The 15,444-nt window shown below is 60.7% G+C and carries 14 protein-coding genes; 6 read left to right on the top strand and 8 right to left on the bottom strand.

What is annotated here, in order from left to right:
* Positions 1-15 precede the first annotated feature (15 nt).
* Positions 16-1,017, bottom strand: a complete 1,002-nt coding sequence (locus LY284_RS31950; protein WP_255724893.1) for a LysR substrate-binding domain-containing protein — start codon at positions 1,015-1,017, stop codon at positions 16-18.
* A gap of 135 nt (positions 1,018-1,152) precedes the next feature.
* Here LY284_RS31950 and LY284_RS31945 point away from each other — a divergent pair, with 135 nt between their 5' ends.
* From LY284_RS31945 to LY284_RS31930, 4 genes are all read left to right on the top strand, one after another.
* Positions 1,153-2,388: an amidohydrolase family protein gene (locus tag LY284_RS31945; RefSeq protein ID WP_233390326.1), complete on the top strand. Its 1,236-nt coding sequence runs from the start codon at positions 1,153-1,155 to the stop codon at positions 2,386-2,388.
* Between the two features lie 34 nt (positions 2,389-2,422).
* The gene (locus LY284_RS31940; RefSeq protein WP_233390323.1) at positions 2,423-3,784 is read left to right on the top strand and encodes an MFS transporter; all 1,362 of its coding nucleotides are present in this window, start codon (positions 2,423-2,425) and stop codon (positions 3,782-3,784) included.
* Positions 3,781-4,326, top strand: coding sequence for a GAF domain-containing protein (locus LY284_RS31935; RefSeq protein ID WP_233390322.1), 546 nt, complete (start codon positions 3,781-3,783; stop codon positions 4,324-4,326). Before LY284_RS31940 ends, LY284_RS31935 begins: the two co-directional genes overlap by 4 nt.
* Positions 4,327-4,446: 120 nt before the next feature.
* A complete protein-coding gene (locus tag LY284_RS31930; protein ID WP_233390320.1) occupies positions 4,447-5,583 on the top strand; it encodes a porin in 1,137 nt (378 codons plus the stop codon).
* A gap of 132 nt (positions 5,584-5,715) precedes the next feature.
* Here the strand turns inward: LY284_RS31930 and LY284_RS31925 are convergent, their stop codons facing one another.
* A complete protein-coding gene (locus LY284_RS31925) occupies positions 5,716-7,005 on the bottom strand; it encodes an MFS transporter (RefSeq protein ID WP_233390319.1) in 1,290 nt (429 codons plus the stop codon).
* Positions 7,006-7,056: 51 nt separating this feature from the next.
* Positions 7,057-8,289, bottom strand: a complete 1,233-nt coding sequence (gene phnA / locus LY284_RS31920) for a phosphonoacetate hydrolase (RefSeq protein WP_233390318.1) — start codon at positions 8,287-8,289, stop codon at positions 7,057-7,059.
* Between the two features lie 105 nt (positions 8,290-8,394).
* On the opposite strand from phnA, the gene LY284_RS31915 reads away from it, so the two are divergent.
* Positions 8,395-9,294, top strand: coding sequence for a LysR substrate-binding domain-containing protein (locus LY284_RS31915; RefSeq protein ID WP_233390316.1), 900 nt, complete (start codon positions 8,395-8,397; stop codon positions 9,292-9,294).
* A gap of 40 nt (positions 9,295-9,334) precedes the next feature.
* Here the strand turns inward: LY284_RS31915 and LY284_RS31910 are convergent, their stop codons facing one another.
* Together LY284_RS31910 and LY284_RS31905 are read right to left on the bottom strand one after the other, a co-directional pair.
* Entirely contained in the window at positions 9,335-10,669 is a 1,335-nt protein-coding gene (locus LY284_RS31910; RefSeq protein WP_233390314.1) for an MFS transporter, read from the bottom strand.
* Between the two features lie 30 nt (positions 10,670-10,699).
* Entirely contained in the window at positions 10,700-11,668 is a 969-nt protein-coding gene (locus tag LY284_RS31905) for a dipeptidase (RefSeq protein WP_233390312.1), read from the bottom strand.
* Positions 11,669-11,784: 116 nt separating this feature from the next.
* Between LY284_RS31905 and LY284_RS31900 the strand changes: the two genes are divergently transcribed.
* The gene (locus LY284_RS31900; RefSeq protein ID WP_045460597.1) at positions 11,785-12,348 is read left to right on the top strand and encodes a PAS and helix-turn-helix domain-containing protein; all 564 of its coding nucleotides are present in this window, start codon (positions 11,785-11,787) and stop codon (positions 12,346-12,348) included.
* A 62-nt stretch (positions 12,349-12,410) separates the two neighbouring features.
* Here the strand turns inward: LY284_RS31900 and LY284_RS31895 are convergent, their stop codons facing one another.
* From LY284_RS31895 to LY284_RS31885, 3 genes are read right to left on the bottom strand one after another with little or no spacing between them, the layout of a single operon-like run.
* Positions 12,411-13,952 (bottom strand): amidase, encoded by a 1,542-nt coding sequence (locus LY284_RS31895; protein WP_233390309.1) that lies wholly within the window; start codon positions 13,950-13,952, stop codon positions 12,411-12,413.
* A gap of 29 nt (positions 13,953-13,981) precedes the next feature.
* Positions 13,982-14,746 carry an SDR family NAD(P)-dependent oxidoreductase gene (locus LY284_RS31890; protein ID WP_233390308.1) on the bottom strand — a complete coding sequence of 255 codons (765 nt, stop codon included), beginning with the start codon at positions 14,744-14,746 and terminating at the stop codon, positions 13,982-13,984.
* 46 nt (positions 14,747-14,792) lie between these two features.
* Positions 14,793-15,443 (bottom strand): ANTAR domain-containing response regulator, encoded by a 651-nt coding sequence (locus tag LY284_RS31885; RefSeq protein WP_014252309.1) that lies wholly within the window; start codon positions 15,441-15,443, stop codon positions 14,793-14,795.
* Between the last annotated feature and the right edge of the window lies 1 nt (position 15,444).

The raw sequence follows: 15,444 nt of genomic DNA, 5'->3' as shown, positions 1-15,444 counted from the left end.
GGCAGGACAACGAAATCAACTGACAGCACCTGGCGTCCCCGTGCTTTTCTCCTCATGCTGCTGGCAATAACGACATTGCTGCGTCTCTAACCGCGCCTGTTCGGTGAATGAGCCTTGACTACGATCCACGTGATGGCACTCATGGTGCAGCCACTCGCCGAATCGCTGATAGCTTTCCATATTGCTACGCCGGTTAGGCGCGCAAAGGTAGTAGCCGAGCGGGCTCTCGAAGCGCTGCTCGAAAGGCTCAATCAGTTGTCCGCTCGTCAACGCGTCGCTCACCAGGCAACTGGGAACCAGCGCAACGCCTAACCCGGACACCGCAGCCTGGATAATCAAGCTGAAAAGATTGAAGCTGGGGCCGATGCGCGCGCTTTTGTGCTCGCCGGCATAAGCGATGAACCAGTCTTCCCAAGCCGACGGAATCTCGTTGTGCTGCAACAGCGTGCGGTCTTTCAGATCATAAAAGTTCTTGATGTTATGGCGGCGCACATAGCCAGGCGAGCAAACGACGCTCGTTTCTTTGCCGATCAGGTAAGTAGCCTCTGCAATTGCCCAGTCGCCATAGCCGTATTGGATCGACGCGTCGTGATCGGGTCCAGCATCCATGCTGTCGATCGTGTAATAGCGCACGAAGTTGATCGATATATCGGGGTTGAGCGACCTGAACGATTCCAGTCTGCAAAGCAGCCAGTTCGCCGCGAAGGTCGGCGCCACTGAAAGATTCAACAAATGAGTGTGCCTGGCGGTGGACATGACCTGCGTTGTCGCGCTCTCCAGCGTCTGAAGGGCGGACCGCACCTGTTTGAGGTAAACCTCTCCGATATGCGTCAGCGCCAGACCGTTTCGGGACCGGATGAATACCGGATGGCCAAGGTAGTTCTCAAGCTCGGCGATATGCCTGCTGATAGCGCTTTGCGTCACGAACAATTCTTTCGCGGCCTTCGAGAATGACATGTGCCGCGCGGAAACGATGAACGCGTTCAGTTCCGAAATAGTTGGACAGCGTCTGCGCATACGTATGAGTACAGCTCATGGGGGTAGAAATATTTGGCAGGAGCTACATTGAAAAATTGACAGACTGCGGTTTTCGTCGTGGTTACAGTCAGGGCATGGAGACAACTACAGCCGCGCCCTGCGGCACGCTCGATTATGCGACCAACCATTATCCGCAATGCAGCAATTCTCGACACTCGAAATCTCAAGCTGCAGTTTACTCATAGCATACTGATCTCGGACGGCACGATCCAGAAAATCGGTGGCGGTGACCTCTCTTGCGAAGGGGCGCTCGAAATAGACGCCAAAGGCATGACTCTGATGCCCGGTCTGATCGATTGTCACGTGCATGTGATGGCCTCTTCGTTCAACTTGGGCACGGTTGCGCGTCTGCCCAACGCACTGGCGCTGCTCCGCGCGCTGCCGATCATGAAGGGCATGCTCGACCGCGGCTTTACCTCGGTACGCGACGCCGGCGGTGCCGACTGGGCGCTGGCCGAAGCGGTGAGGACCCGTCAGATAGTGGGTCCGCGGATGTTCTGTGCTGGCAAAGCGTTGTCCCAGACGGGTGGTCACGGTGACTTTCGTGCCCGCAATGACATATTGGAAGACCCCTGCGCTTGCGCCTACAAGATCGGCAACATTGGCCGTATCGTGGATGGCGTCGATGCCTGCCGCCTTGCCGTGCGTGAGGAGATCCTGAAAGGCGCAGCGCAGATCAAGGTCATGGCCTCCGGCGGCGTGGCTTCGCCGAATGATCCCATCGACAACATGGGGTTTTCCGAGGCGGAGTTGCGTGCCATCGTGGAGGAAGCCAGCAACGCCAACACATACGTCATGGCCCACGCGTATACGCCGAGGGCGATAACACGCGCCATCCAATGCGGCGCGCGCACGATCGAGCACGGCAACCTGGTGGACGAGCCCACGGCGCGACTGATGAAGGAGAAAGGCGCCTATATGGTGCCGACGCTCATCACCTACGAGGGTCTGGCCAACGACGGCCCGAAGTACGGCCTTCCGCCTGAATCGGTGCGCAAGATCGCCAAGGTACGGACCAACGGCCTCGAGGCGCTGAAGGTGCTGGATAACGCAGGCGTAAAGATGGGTTATGGCTCGGACCTATTGGGCGAAACGCACTACCTGCAGTCCGATGAACTGCTATTGCGGGCCAAGGTTCTGGGCAGTCCCAAGACGATTCAGCAGGCGACGCTGATCGGTGCCGAGATCCTTAATCACCAGGGCCTGCTCGGCGAGATCGTCGAACAAGGCTATGCCGATCTGCTGCTGATCGACGGCAACCCGCTCGACGACATTGCGCTGCTGACCCAGCATGACACGGCTATCAAGCTGATCATGCAGGACGGCGTTATCCACAAGAACTGCCTCTGATTGGTCTCTTCTCCGTCCTCCTTCGGATCAGCTCATGCATACCGTATCGGAACGTCTGGAGCGGCTGCCGTTCAGCCGCTTTCATTTCAAACTTCTATTCATTGGCGGCCTGGGGCTCGCCTTTGAGGCGCTGGACGCGGGAATCATCGCCTTTATCTTGCCCTCCTTGCGCGCACAATGGCACTTGACCGGCGGCCAGGCGGGATGGATCGCGAGCAGTACCTATGTTGGTTTTCTGGTCGGCGCACTTCTGTCAGGTCTGATGGGCGACCGGTACGGCCGCAAGGTCGTCATGATGTGGGCGCTGGTGCTCTTTTGTGTTGCCACGTTCGCCAACGCCTTCGCGACCAATTTCCACGAGTTCTACATGCTGCGCATGATTGCGGGTGTGGGGATGGGTGCCGAGGGGGCCATTGTCGCACCGTATCTGGCCGAATTTGTCAGCAGCCGTTATCGCGGCCGCTTCACAGGAGCATTGGCGGGATTCTTCTCGTTCGGGTTCGTCTTATCCGCGTTACTGGGCTATCTGATCGTGCCGACGAGCGACGATGGCTGGCGTTATTTGATGGCTATTGCGGCCTTGCCCGTGGTGTTCCTGTTGTGGATGCGGCGCGCATTGATGGAATCGCCGCGCTGGCTAGAAGAGATGGGCCGCTTCGACGAAGCGGCGCGTATCTGCGATGCGATCGAGGTGCAGGTCGAAAAGGCGACTGGCCAGCCGTTGCCGGTGCCGGAGAGAGCACCCAATCGTGCGACGCCAGCGAACCCCGACGAACGCGGAAGTTTTTTTGGCCGACTGGCTCTGCTGTTCAAGCCGCATTACCTCACTACGACCATCGTAGTCTGGGTTTTCTGGATTACCGTCATTTTCTGCTATTACGCCTTCCTGGTCTGGATTCCGAGCCTGCTGGTGACCAAGGGCTTCGCCATTACCAAGAGCTTTTCGTTCACCATCCTGATCTATCTGGCGCAGATCCCGGGCTATTACTCAGCCGCCTATCTTAACGACAAGATTGGCCGAATGTACACCATCCTGGTCTACATGCTGGCGTCGTGTCTGGCCGCACTCGGACTGGCTTTTGCAAGTGGCGATGCGCATATCGTCCTCTACAGCATGCTGCTGTCCTTCGGCATGAACGGTGTGGTCGCCGGCCAGTACACCTATACCGCCGAGATCTATCCCACGTCTATCCGCGCCACGGGTATGGGCACCGCGTCGGCGCTGGCTCGCATCGGCTCGATCGCATCGCCGACGATCGTCGGGGCGGCCTACCCGGTGCTCGGCTTCGGTGGGGTGTTTGTGCTCATCACCACGGTGCTCTTCATCGGGGGGCTCGGCATTCTCTTCTTTGGCAAGAACACTCAAGGCATTACCTTGGAGGGCATCAACGAATGACACTAGAGCAAACACTGGAGCGGCTCGCGCAAGCCGCGCATGCGTTGGGGCGCGCCAAGGACGCCGAGGCGCGGTGGTCAGAGATCTCACGTGTAGCGGAATCCGTCCTGGGTTACAGCCTGTTGACGGGACTTGTCTATTGGAAGGAGCAGCGGCTGATGCGCCGTATCTTCTCAAGTGACGAAACCGTGAGTCCGCTGGGCGGCTTCAAGGCAACGGGAAAGGGACCCTGGTCAACGCGGGTGCTTGAGCAAGGGCTGCCCTACGTTGGAAGCGACGAGGCCGATATTCGGTCGGTGTTTTCCGAATCTGAAATGCTCATCGACCGCGGCCTGCATTCCGTACTCAATCTCCCCGTTTGTTGCGAGGGCAACGTGATCGGCTCGCTCAATCTATTGGATAGGCGACATGCGTACGATCATCTCGACGAGCGGGTGATGAACCTTTTCGCAGGTATTTGTGTGCCTACGTTTATGTTGGCGCACGAGGCCGAACGAGGGGCAGCGGCGGAACTGGATGCTTCTAAGCTGGACAGCGTTTAACGCCGATTCTTCTTTTGTTTCTATTTTCGCATTATCTATGCAGTACGACAATTCGTAGTGCAAACCAATCGCTAGACGCGGTTTCGAAGAAGAATTCACATCACAGGTTGAGGAGATTCAATGAAAAAGATATGTCTTGCAGCAGTATCGATATCGGCTGCAATGGGTAGCCATGCGCAGAACTCGGTGACGTTATACGGAACAGCGGACGACGGTATTACCTACACCAACAATCAAGGCGGACACAGCAATGTCCAGGCTTCAAACGGCGCACTTGGAAGCAGCAAATGGGGCTTCCAGATCAAGGAGGATCTCGGCGGCGGCTACAGCGCGCTCGCGCGTCTGGAGAACGGGTTCGACATCAACAGCGGAAAGCTGAACAACGGGGGCCGCCTGTTCGGGCGACAAGCTTACGTCGGCGTGGGATCTCCGTTCGGCACGGTGACAATGGGCCGTCAGTATGACCTCGTTCTGGATTCACTCATCGGTCTTTCCGCGTCAAGCCGGTTCGGCGGGATCCTCGCGGCACACGCGGCAGATGTCGACAACGTCTGGGGCAACTATTCGTTGAGCAACTCAATCAAATATGTCTCACCGATCTACGGTGGCCTGAAGGTTTCGGCGCTGTTCAGCTTTGGAGGCGTCCCCGGGGATTTCTCGAACGGGAAAAAAGAATCGGTCAGCATCAGCTATGCGGGCGACGCGTTGAGCGCGGCAGCCGTCTTCTCGCGCATCAACAATCCTGCCACGTCCATCTACGATGCAACGGCCGCTCCGGTCGCGGGAGGCGCCTTTGCTAACCCGATTTCCAATCCGACGTTCAGCGGCTACACGTCCGCACAAACCTTGCAGGTCGCGGGAGCCGGTATCAACTATCGGGTGGGACAAGCGCTCATCGGCTTTACTTATACGAACACTCGATTTGAGAACGTGGTTCGCACTTCGTCGACGCCATTTTCCGGAACCGCGACGTTCAACAATTTCGAGGTTCTCGCCACCTACAACCTGACGCCGGCTTTTATGTTGGGGACCTCATACGACTACACGAAGGCCGAGACCGCAAAGTACCTGCAGCTCAATGCGGGAACCTGGTACAGCCTGTCCAAGCGAACGCTGCTCTACGCGACGACTTCGTGGGAGCGCGCGACGGGCATCGACTCGACTGGCAATGCCGCGGTCGCCGCGCTGGCATTCCTGACGCCCTCCTCCTCGGCCAATCAGGTCGCTGTCCGAGCGGGTATTCGACATAACTTTTGATTCGGCGAAACTTGGCTGTGGCAGCTAAGTTGTAGTGTTCGCTTTGGGCCAAGTTGAAAATGTCCGCATTCGCCGCGCAAAACTAGCACCGAACCATTCGACTCACACTTGCGACCCAAAACCCCAGCTCGATCAGCGTCTTATCAACATCGAAAGAACCGCACTCGCAGCGCAAAGCCCCGCGACAATCGGAAAGATGATTGAAGTATGGCCGGTCGTATCGATGATGTGGCCGATAACCGGTTCGCCGACGCCCGCAAACATGTACGACATGGTGTTGAGCACGCCTGTCGCCGTGCCCGCGGCGCGGCGTCCGAAAAGGTCAGGACACAGAGCCCAGAACGAAGACGCGGGCCCAAAGACGAAGAAGCCGCACAGGAACAGAAGCGCGATCGCGAGCGTGCCGCCGTGCGGTACAAACATCATGAAGATGGCTGTCGCGCACGCCAGCACCATGTACGAGACGATCGCCATATAACGGCGGCCCTGGAACAGCACGTCGGAGATCCAGCTATTCGACAGCGAGCCGAGCGCCATGCCCACCGGTAACGCAACCGTGATCCACTTGGGGTCGATCACTGTCGATGAGGTCTTCCAGTCGATGCCGAGAAAGTGCACCGGCACCCAGACCACCAGCGCATACCGTGCTGCGTTTTGAAAGCCGATCGCGAGACCCGTGACGTAAAGCCTCCAGTTCTTCATCACCAGTGCATAACGCTGCGCGCTCGTCAGCTCGCCCTCTGATTCATCGGACGACGCGCCTTCATTCGATTGATCCGCTGCCGGCAGATCGCGAGCCTGGGGTCGCTCCGAAACGAAGAGCAACAGGACCAGCGCGCCGAGCAGCATCGACAACGGTGCAAGCCGGAAGATCCAGACCCAGCCGAGCTGCATCGTGCCAAGAATGATGACCGGGAAAATATAGGCAAGCACGGAAGAGAAACCGGAAAAGCCCACATAAACGCCATAGACAAAGCCGCGATGCTTATGGTCCCACCAGTTGGATAGCAGGCGGCTACCTGGCGCGAATCCCATCGACTGGAAATAGCCGTTGAGTCCCCACGCCAGCAGAAAGAACAGGAACGTATGGCCAAAACTGAATAGCCAGTTTGCCGCCAATGAAAGAATGGCCCCGGCGATCATCATCGTCTTGCCGCCCAGTTTGTCGCCCAGGTTGCCATTGATGAACTGCCCGCCCGCGTAGCACCAGAGCATGGTCGCACTGATCCAGCCGAGCTCGTACTTCGACAGGCCGTAATCATGCTGAATGCCGGCGACGGCGAAACCGAGCGTCTGCCGTCCGGTGTAATAGAACAGATAGCAAAAGGTCACGCCAATCAGGGCACGCCATTTGTACTGCGCGAAAGTCGTGGGCGTGTCGTGGGTCGTGTATCGCAAGACGTCAGGCGTATCAGAGGGCATGGGTGTCTCCATATGGCACGCGGTCTTTGCCGCGCTGGCCGTTGGTCGATATCAGGCGAGGTGGTTGAGTGCGAGATCGATCACGTCGAAGTTGCGCAGGCGCCGAGTGCCGTCGATGCCGCTGAGCTTGCGGTTGAAAATGAGGGGCACCTTCTGTTCGGACAGCCCGCCGTGAGAGCGCAGCGGCACGGTGAGCCCGGACAGGTCATGATTGGTGGCGGCGCTGCCGAGCGCCGTGAGCCGTTCGCCGAGCACCACGAGCTCGCCGATCCGGTCCGGCGGCAGTTCGAATCGCTCGCTCGCCTCGGCACGCGTCAACACCGCCTCGACGCCGTTGATTGCCGCGATAAAGGCCATCACATCGCGTTGCCGCGCTTCGTCGTCGCCTTCGTGCAGATAGACGGTGGCGTAGGATCCGAGCGCGCCGTGATGGACGACATACGGATCGGTGATCGGCAAGATCACACGCGTGCTCTGCGCGCCGTATCGCGCATCGAGGGCGTCCTGCAGGTACACGACATTGGGTCGGCCGATAGCATCGGTCTTCGCGTTCATGCCGTGATCGGCGGTGAGCGCCAGCACGGCGCCCTCGTCGTGCAGACGCTGCAGATAACCGTCCATCATCGCGTAGAAGGCGTTTGCCTCGGGTGTGCCGGGCGCGTGCTTGTGCTGCACGTAATCGGTCGTGGACAGGTACATCAGGTCCGGGCGCTCTTCGCGCAGAATCGACAGGCCGGCGGCGAACACGAACTCCGACAACTCCGCGCTGTACACGGACGGCACAGGCATGCCGACCCGCGCGAGGATGTTGTCGATGCCGTGCTCCCGACGCGTCACCTGATCTGCTTTCTCGGCGGAAAAGCAGATGCCCTCCAGCCGATGACCGAGCAGGCCCCGCAGCTTGTCCTTTGCGGTCACGACGGCGACGCGTCCCCCCGCCCTCGCCATCTCGGCGAGAATGGTCGGCGCGCGCAGGTACTTGGCGTCGTTCATCAGGACTTCTGACTGAGTCTCCTTGTCGAAAAAGAAGTTGCCGCAAATGCCATGAACCGATGGCGGCGCGCCCGTGACGATCGACAGATTATTGGGGTTGGTGAACGACGGCACGACGCAGTCGCCCGCCAGCACCGTGCCCGTCGATTGCAGGCTGGCCAGAAACGAAACCTTGCCGGCGAGGATCGCCTGATTGATGTACTCCTGCTCGCAACCGTCGACGCACACGACGATCGTCGGCGCGGAAGGCCATTGATAAGTCCGGGAATTGACGTTGATTTGCCGGGTCATGGGAACACCTTTTCGATCGAGTGAGGGGAGTGACGTCAGCGTATGATGATCAATCCGCTCACACAATCGACAAAATATCCCACTGCCCGTTAAATAAACTCACATATGCGATCGAAGCTTCCACCCCTTAACGCACTGCGCGTGTTCGAAGTCGCCGCGCGTGCGGGCAGTTATTCCGCCGCTGCACGCGAGCTGAACCTGACGCACGGCGCGGTGAGCCGTCATATCGCGATTCTTGAAGACTGGCTGGGCCAACCGCTATTCGTTCGTGCCGGGCAAAGCATGGTCGCGTCGGGGCATGCGCGCGCGTTTGCCCGCGAAATCAGCGCGGCCTTCGACCATATCGCGGACGCGGCGGAGCGCTACGGCAAGAGCCAGCATCGCAAGGTGATTCGAATCAGCGCGGCGGCGACCGTCGCGATGCGCTGGCTGATCCCTCGCCTGCCGTTGTTCACCGCGATCCACCCGGATGTCGACGTGCGTGTCTCGACGACGCTGACGACCGATTCCGCGCTGCGCGGCAGCTTCGATCTGGCGATTCGTCGCGAAGTCCCCGTCGAGGGGCAATTTCAGGCGTGGCCGTTATTCGAGGAGCGCAACACGGTCATCGCGAGCTCGGCGCTGATCGCGCGAACGGGGATATCGTCGGTTGAACAGCTCGGCGCCGAAACGTGGCTTACCACGGAATCGCGTCCGGGGGATTGGGAAGGATGGACCGAAGCCGTGGGTCATCCCACGCTTCGGGCCAGTCGCACGTTGAGATTCGATCACTTCTTCGTGACCTTGCAAGCCGTGGCAGACGGCCTCGGCTTTGGTATCGGGCCGTTTCCCACGCTAGAGGCCGATTGCGCTTCAGGCCGTCTGCAGAAGCCGTTTCCCGATCTGACTTCCAGGGGAGCGACTTACCATGCGTTGGTCCCGCTCGATGCGGATAAGCCCGTGCACATGAGAGATTTCGTCGACTGGCTGACGGCAAGTGGCGAGAGCGACCCCGCTGCCAGATGATGGATGGTCTCTCGGTTATACGCGCGTGAACGTGTTCGCTCTACGCTTTTTTCATCGAGCGCGGCGCGAACAGAATCAGCGTGATCGCGCCGAGCAGGACGACGGCCGTGACGAGGTACAGACCGGACGTGAGCGAACCCGTCACCGTCTTGAGCCAGCCCATCGCGAACGGGCTGGCGAAGCCGCCGATCAGCCCCAGACTGTTGATGAACGCGATCGCTACGGCCGCCGAAGGGGTGCCGGCGAAATAGTCCGTCGCGATCGACCAGAAGAGCGGCATCGTCGCGAAAATTCCGGTTGCGGCGACGGTCAACAGCGCGAGCGTCATCGCCACGTTCGTGGGGATATACGGCAAGAGCCCGAGCGCCACGGCACCGGCGATCGCCGCGAGCGAGGTGTGCAGGCGCCGCTCCATCGTCCGGTCGGAACGGCGGCACAGCCAGACCATGCCCGCCGCGCTCAGGCCATAAGGAATCGCCGAATACCAGCCGATGCTCGCGAGGTTCGTGACGCCGCTCGACTTGAGCAGCGTGGGCAGCCAGAAGCTCACGGCATACGTGCCGCAGATGAACGCGAAGTACGCGAACGCCAGGGCGTAGAGACGCGGGCTCGTCATGGCCGTGCGCAGGCCGGAATCCGCGCGGGCCGAGTTTCGCTGCGACTCCGCCGCGAGCGCGGCGCTCAGGCGGTCGCGCTCAGCGGACGTGAGCCATTTCGCCTTGGCCGCACTGTCGTCGAGATACGCGATCGCGACGAAACCGAGCAGCACCGCCGGCGCCGCCTCGATGATGTAGAGCCATTGCCAGCCCTGCATACCGAAGCCACTGAGACTCGACATCGCCCAGCCGGAAACGGGGCCGCCGAAAAGGCCCGCAATCGGAATGCCGGTCATGAAGATGCCGAGCATGTGACCACGCCGCGACTCGGGAAACCAGCAGCCGAGGTAGTACACGACGCCCGGAAAGAAGCCGGCCTCGAATACGCCGAGCAGGAAGCGCAACACGTAGAAGCCGGTCGGCGTCGAGACGTGTGCCATCAGGCATCCCACCACGCCCCAGCAGATCATGATGCGCGCGATGGTCCGCTTCGCCCCGATGCGTTCGAGAATCATGTTGCTTGGCACTTCGAATAAAAAGTAGCCGATGAAGAAAATGCCCGCGCCGAGCCCGTACACGGTGTCGCTGAACCCAAGGGCGTCCTGCATCTGCAGCTTGGCGAAACCCACGTTGATGCGGTCCAGATACGCCACCACATAACAGATGAAGAGCAGCGGAATCAGCCGCCACGCTACTTTGCGGTACAGCTTTGCATCCGAATGCGTGTCCGCCTCGCCGAGCGTCAGATTGCTTGCGAGCGGCTGGATCTTGTCGTACATGTTGCCTCCGTATATATCGTGCGCCGCGTTTCAAACCGACCAGACTTCATGCAGCACGCGAAGCCAGTTCTCGCCCAGCACCTTCTCGATGACGCTTTCCTTCATGCCCGCCTTCTGCATGGCCGCCGTCAGATTGGGAAACTCGCCGATGGTCCGAATGCCGAGCGGATTCAGCACCGTGCCGAAATCCGTGAGCCTGCGGTATGCGCCCTTGTCGTGACTGATCCAGTCGTAAAAGCCCTTGTCGTAGCCTTGCGTGAAATCCGTGCCGATGCCCACCGCGTCTTCGCCCACCACATCGATCACGTATTGAATGGCCTCGACATAGTCTTCCACCGTCGAATTCGGTCCGTTCTTGAGGAACGGCGAAAACATGGTCACGCCGACGAACCCGCCGCGATCCACGATGAAGCGCAGTTCCTCGTCGGATTTGTTGCGCGGATGCTCCTTCAGCCCCGACGGCAGACAGTGCGAATAGCACACCGGTTTGGTCGAAGCGAGAATCGCCTCGCGCGATGTATTCGGCCCAACGTGCGAAAGATCGACGAGCATGCCGACACGATTCATCTCCGCCACGATCTCGCGTCCGAAGCCCGACAGCCCGCCGTCGCGCTCGTAGCATCCCGTGCCGATAAGATTCTGCGTGTTATAGGCGACCTGCGAAATGCCGACGCCGAGTTCCTTGAAAAGCCCGACATACTCGATGCGGTCCTCGAACGCGTGGCTGTTCTGAAAACCGAGAATGATCGCGGTTTTCCCCGCCTGTTTCGCCGCGCGAATGTCGTCGACACTGCGCGCGAGCGTCGCGAGTTCGCGGTTGGCCGCGACCAGCCGCTTCATCTCGATGATGTTATCCACGGTTCCGAGAAAGTCTTCCCAGATGGAAACCGTGCAGTTCGCGGCGGTCAGCCCGCCGCGCTGCATATCCTCGAAAATCGACTGGTCCCATTTCGAAACGATCAGTCCGTCCATCACGATGCATCGGTCATGCAGAGTCATTTCTCCCCCAAGTTTTCGCCAGTTCGTCACGATTGAGAGAAATGTAGGCGCTACAATTACATAGGTCTATACGTATCGAATACCTAGGTAACCGTCACCGGAAAGCGCGCATTCATATGAACGTTCCTTCTTCCGCTCTCGACTATCGGGAGGTGTTTCTCAAGTTGCCGACGGCGGTCATCGTCGCGCGCGAACGCGTGATGGTCGATTGCAACGACCGTGCGCTGGCGCTGTTCCGGGCCGCGCGCGAGGACATCGTGGATCAGTCGTTCGCGGTGCTGTATCCCGAACAGAAAGACTTCGCCAGCACCGGCCGGCGCATCGCGCCGCTGATCGCGAAACGCGCCGTGTTCAGCGATGACCGCATCATGCGGCGGATCGACGGGAGTCATTTCTGGGTGACCGTGTGCGGCTTCGGCTTCAATCAGAAGCGCCCGTACGAACTCGCGCTCTGGACCTTCACCGACCTCTCGCAGAATGAAAAGCACACGGACGTTGCGCGCTTGCTCACGGAGCGCGAGCGCGATGTCGCGGCGCTAGTCGTGCATGGCATGACGAGCAAGGAGATAGGCCGCGAACTGGATATCAGCCCGCGCACGGTGGATATCCATCGCGCGAGCCTCTTGCGCAAGTATGAAGTCAGGACCACCGCGGATCTCATCAAGCAGATTCTGGCTTGATCTTCGCGATGGCCTGGGTCGTGACGCTGCGGGTGCGCTTCATGGCGCGCATGCAACCCGCATCAACCGAGTAGCGGCGCCTTGCGCTTGCCCGCGCCTTGTTCATACGCATAGGCCAAGCCGAGCAAAGCCGCTTCATCCCACTGGCGGCCTACGAAGATGAGCCCGAACGGCGAGCCCGACGCGTAGTAACCCGCCGGCACCGCGATGCCCGGCAGACCCGCGATGTTGATCTCTCCCACCGTGGTCTCCTGAATGGTGTCTTTCCCGTGCAAGGGCGGAAGCTCGCAGCGCATCTGCGGAAAGACAAGGGCATCGAGCTTTTGCTCGTCGAACACTTTTTCGAAGATGCGCAGATAACGCGCCTTCAGATCGACGAATTCGGGCATCTCCGGCGGCAGCGACGGATTCTCCAGCGCGGCCTTGAAATCCGCCAGGTTATGCATGTAGTTCAACACGCCGTCCGGCCCGAACGCGTCTTCGTCCTGCGTAGCCTTCGCGAACTCCGCGAAAGTCTTTAGCGCCGCGCCCTTGCCGAGCCGTTCGAGGTACTTCTCGACATCGTAAGGAATGGATTCGAGACCGCGCGCATCGAAATTGCCAAGCGGCGCAGTCGTCTTGCGCAGATCGGCAAAGCCCGAGCCTTGAAACGGATCGTCGATGAGCGTCGCGCCAAGCGATACGAGTTCCCCTTTCACGCGCTCATACAACGTGGCCGCTTCGTCGGAAAGCGGCTGTTTACGCCATCCGGGGCCATACAGACCGATGCGTTTGCCTTGCAGCACGTTGCCGTCCAGCGCGGCCGCATAGCCGCCTTCCGGCTGCCGGCCGACGCTCGCGAGCGTCTTCGGGTCTTCGCTCGTGTAGCCGGCGAGCACGTCGAGACACAGCGCGGCATCTCGCACGTTGCGGGCGATCGGCCCGACGACATCGCGGTTGCCGGACAACGGCACCACGCCCGCGTTCGGCACCAATCCGATGGTCGGCTTGATGCCCACGAGGTCCTGCGCCGATGCGGGATTCTGGATCGAGCCGCCGGTTTCTTCGGCGAGTCCGAGCACCGCCATGCCCGATGCCACCGCCGCAGCCGTGCCCGCGCTGCTGCCGCCCGGCACGCGGTCGCGCATCGCGACATTGATCGTGGGGCCCGCCCAGCTATCGTTGGCATGCGATCCGGTGTGGCTCAGGATCGGAACGTTCGTCTTGCCGAGCAGCACCGCGCCCGCACGGCGCATGCGCGCCACGACCGGCGCATCGCGCTCGGGCATCAGATCGATGCCGCCCGTCTTGCTATACAGCTTCGACCATCCCGCGGTGGTCGGGAAGCCGACCATGTCCATCGGGTCCTTGATGACGACCGGCACGCCCGCGAGCGGCCCCAGTGCTTCACCGGCCGCGCGCCGTTCGTCGATCCTGCGCGCATCGTCGATGGCCGCCGGATTCAGGAAGATCAGCGCGTTGTAGGTGCCGTTATGGCGCTCGATCCAGTCGAAGCAGGCACGCGCCAGTTGTTCGGCCGTGAACCTGCCGCTCCGGAATCCGTCCTGCACGCCCTCGACCGTGAGGTTGACGAGATCGATGTCGCTCGCACTGCGTGTTTCCATTCGATGCCCCCGTTGAGTTGATCCGTGCCTCAGAGTTGTACGCCGCGCGTGAGCGCACCATCGACGACGATGTTCGCGCCGCTCACGAAGCTCGCCGCCGGGCTCGCGACGAACGCCACCGCATTCGCGATCTCCTGCGGCTTGGCCATGCGCCCGGTCGGGTTCAGCGCCAGCGCCCGTTCGAACAGCGCCGGATCGTTGTGCTCGATCCAGTCCCACACGCCGCCTTCGAAATACACATTGCCGGGCGAAACCGTGTTTGCGCGAATTCCCTTCGATGCCAGCTGATTCGCGAGCCCCTGCATGTAATGCACGAGCGCGGCCTTGAAGACGCCATACGGTCCGGCGGCGAAGTCGATCTCGCGTGCCGACACACTCGAAATCGCGACGATCGACGCAGCCTTGCTGGCGGTCAGATACGGCATGGCGGCATCGACGAGATTGACCGTGCCGAGCAGATCGGTTTCGAACTCCTTGCGCCAGGATTCGATGTCGTTGCCGATGGCAAGCGCGCTCACGTTGGCCACGACGATATCCAGCCCGCCCCACTCCGCACCGACGCGCTCGACCCACGCCTTCAGCGCGGCGCCATCCGACACATCGACCGCCGCGCCCGACGCCCGCGCGCCGCTCAGTTCGGACAGCGCGCTCGCAGTCGCCGCGACGCTGGCTTCATCGCGTGCGCAAATGGCCACGTCAGCGCCCTCGGAGGCCAGCGTCCGCGCAATCGCGAGACCGATGCCTTTGGTCCCGCCGGTGACGATCGCCTTCAAGCCCTTCAGTTCCAGGTCCAAGTTCGTCGCTCCTTTGTGTGTCGATGAAAATGACGGCACGACGCGCTCATTCCCGGTCGCGCCCGTCCTCCGTTCCCAGCCCGCGCGCAATCTGCAGGACTTCGCCTGCCTGAATGACGGAGTGGCAGATATCGTCGATGGTCACGCGCTTTTCCATCGCCTGCGCGCGCAGCATGTCGTACGCTTCGCGCTCGCTCACGCGATGCATGGTCATCAAGATGTTCTTGGCTTCGCGCAGATGCCGGCTGTCGAGCAGTTTCTGCTCGAGCCTCGCGATGCGCTGCGTATGCTGACGCGCGCGCCTCGCGTGATAGAGCGCCATCACCACGGTGGACAGCAGCCCGGAGGCGCGAATCGGCGTCGTGACGATGCCGTCCGATCCCATCTTGATGGCCTGATCGATGAACGTCGGATTCTCGTAGGCCACCACGCAGATGACGGGCGGCCCATCCGGCCCGCTCCACTCGCCTTTCGGGGCGCGCTCTTCGGGCAGCAACGCGCGAAACACCAGATCGGTGTTCTCAGGGAGGGTGTCCGTGGGCGGCCAGCATCGCTCGACCTGAAAGCCCATGCGCCTCAGATGGTTCGTGAGCGTCAGCCCGTCATCGTCGTCCGGATGAAAAACCACGACGCGTGCATTGCGCTCGAGAATCGAACCCGTCAGGCTTCGCTGGCCTCTGTCTGTTCGCGCGCTCACG

It is taken from the genome of Caballeronia sp. PC1 (genome assembly GCF_021353155.1).
Lineage (GTDB): Bacteria > Pseudomonadota > Gammaproteobacteria > Burkholderiales > Burkholderiaceae > Caballeronia > Caballeronia cordobensis.
Note: the sequence above shows the minus strand (reverse complement) of the source record. Positions and strands in the feature narration are given on the sequence as shown.

Coding starts and splice junctions, on each gene's coding strand:
- LY284_RS31935 (WP_233390322.1), top strand. CDS start 3,781: ATGACACTAGAGCAAACACTGGAGCGGCTCGCGCAAGCCGCGCATGCG.
- LY284_RS31910 (WP_233390314.1), bottom strand. CDS start 10,669: ATGTACGACAAGATCCAGCCGCTCGCAAGCAATCTGACGCTCGGCGAG.
- LY284_RS31930 (WP_233390320.1), top strand. CDS start 4,447: ATGAAAAAGATATGTCTTGCAGCAGTATCGATATCGGCTGCAATGGGT.
- LY284_RS31950 (WP_255724893.1), bottom strand. CDS start 1,017: ATGCGCAGACGCTGTCCAACTATTTCGGAACTGAACGCGTTCATCGTT.
- LY284_RS31905 (WP_233390312.1), bottom strand. CDS start 11,668: ATGACTCTGCATGACCGATGCATCGTGATGGACGGACTGATCGTTTCG.
- LY284_RS31915 (WP_233390316.1), top strand. CDS start 8,395: ATGCGATCGAAGCTTCCACCCCTTAACGCACTGCGCGTGTTCGAAGTC.
- LY284_RS31945 (WP_233390326.1), top strand. CDS start 1,153: ATGCGACCAACCATTATCCGCAATGCAGCAATTCTCGACACTCGAAAT.
- LY284_RS31895 (WP_233390309.1), bottom strand. CDS start 13,952: ATGGAAACACGCAGTGCGAGCGACATCGATCTCGTCAACCTCACGGTC.
- phnA (WP_233390318.1), bottom strand. CDS start 8,289: ATGACCCGGCAAATCAACGTCAATTCCCGGACTTATCAATGGCCTTCC.
- LY284_RS31940 (WP_233390323.1), top strand. CDS start 2,423: ATGCATACCGTATCGGAACGTCTGGAGCGGCTGCCGTTCAGCCGCTTT.
- LY284_RS31900 (WP_045460597.1), top strand. CDS start 11,785: ATGAACGTTCCTTCTTCCGCTCTCGACTATCGGGAGGTGTTTCTCAAG.
- LY284_RS31925 (WP_233390319.1), bottom strand. CDS start 7,005: ATGCCCTCTGATACGCCTGACGTCTTGCGATACACGACCCACGACACG.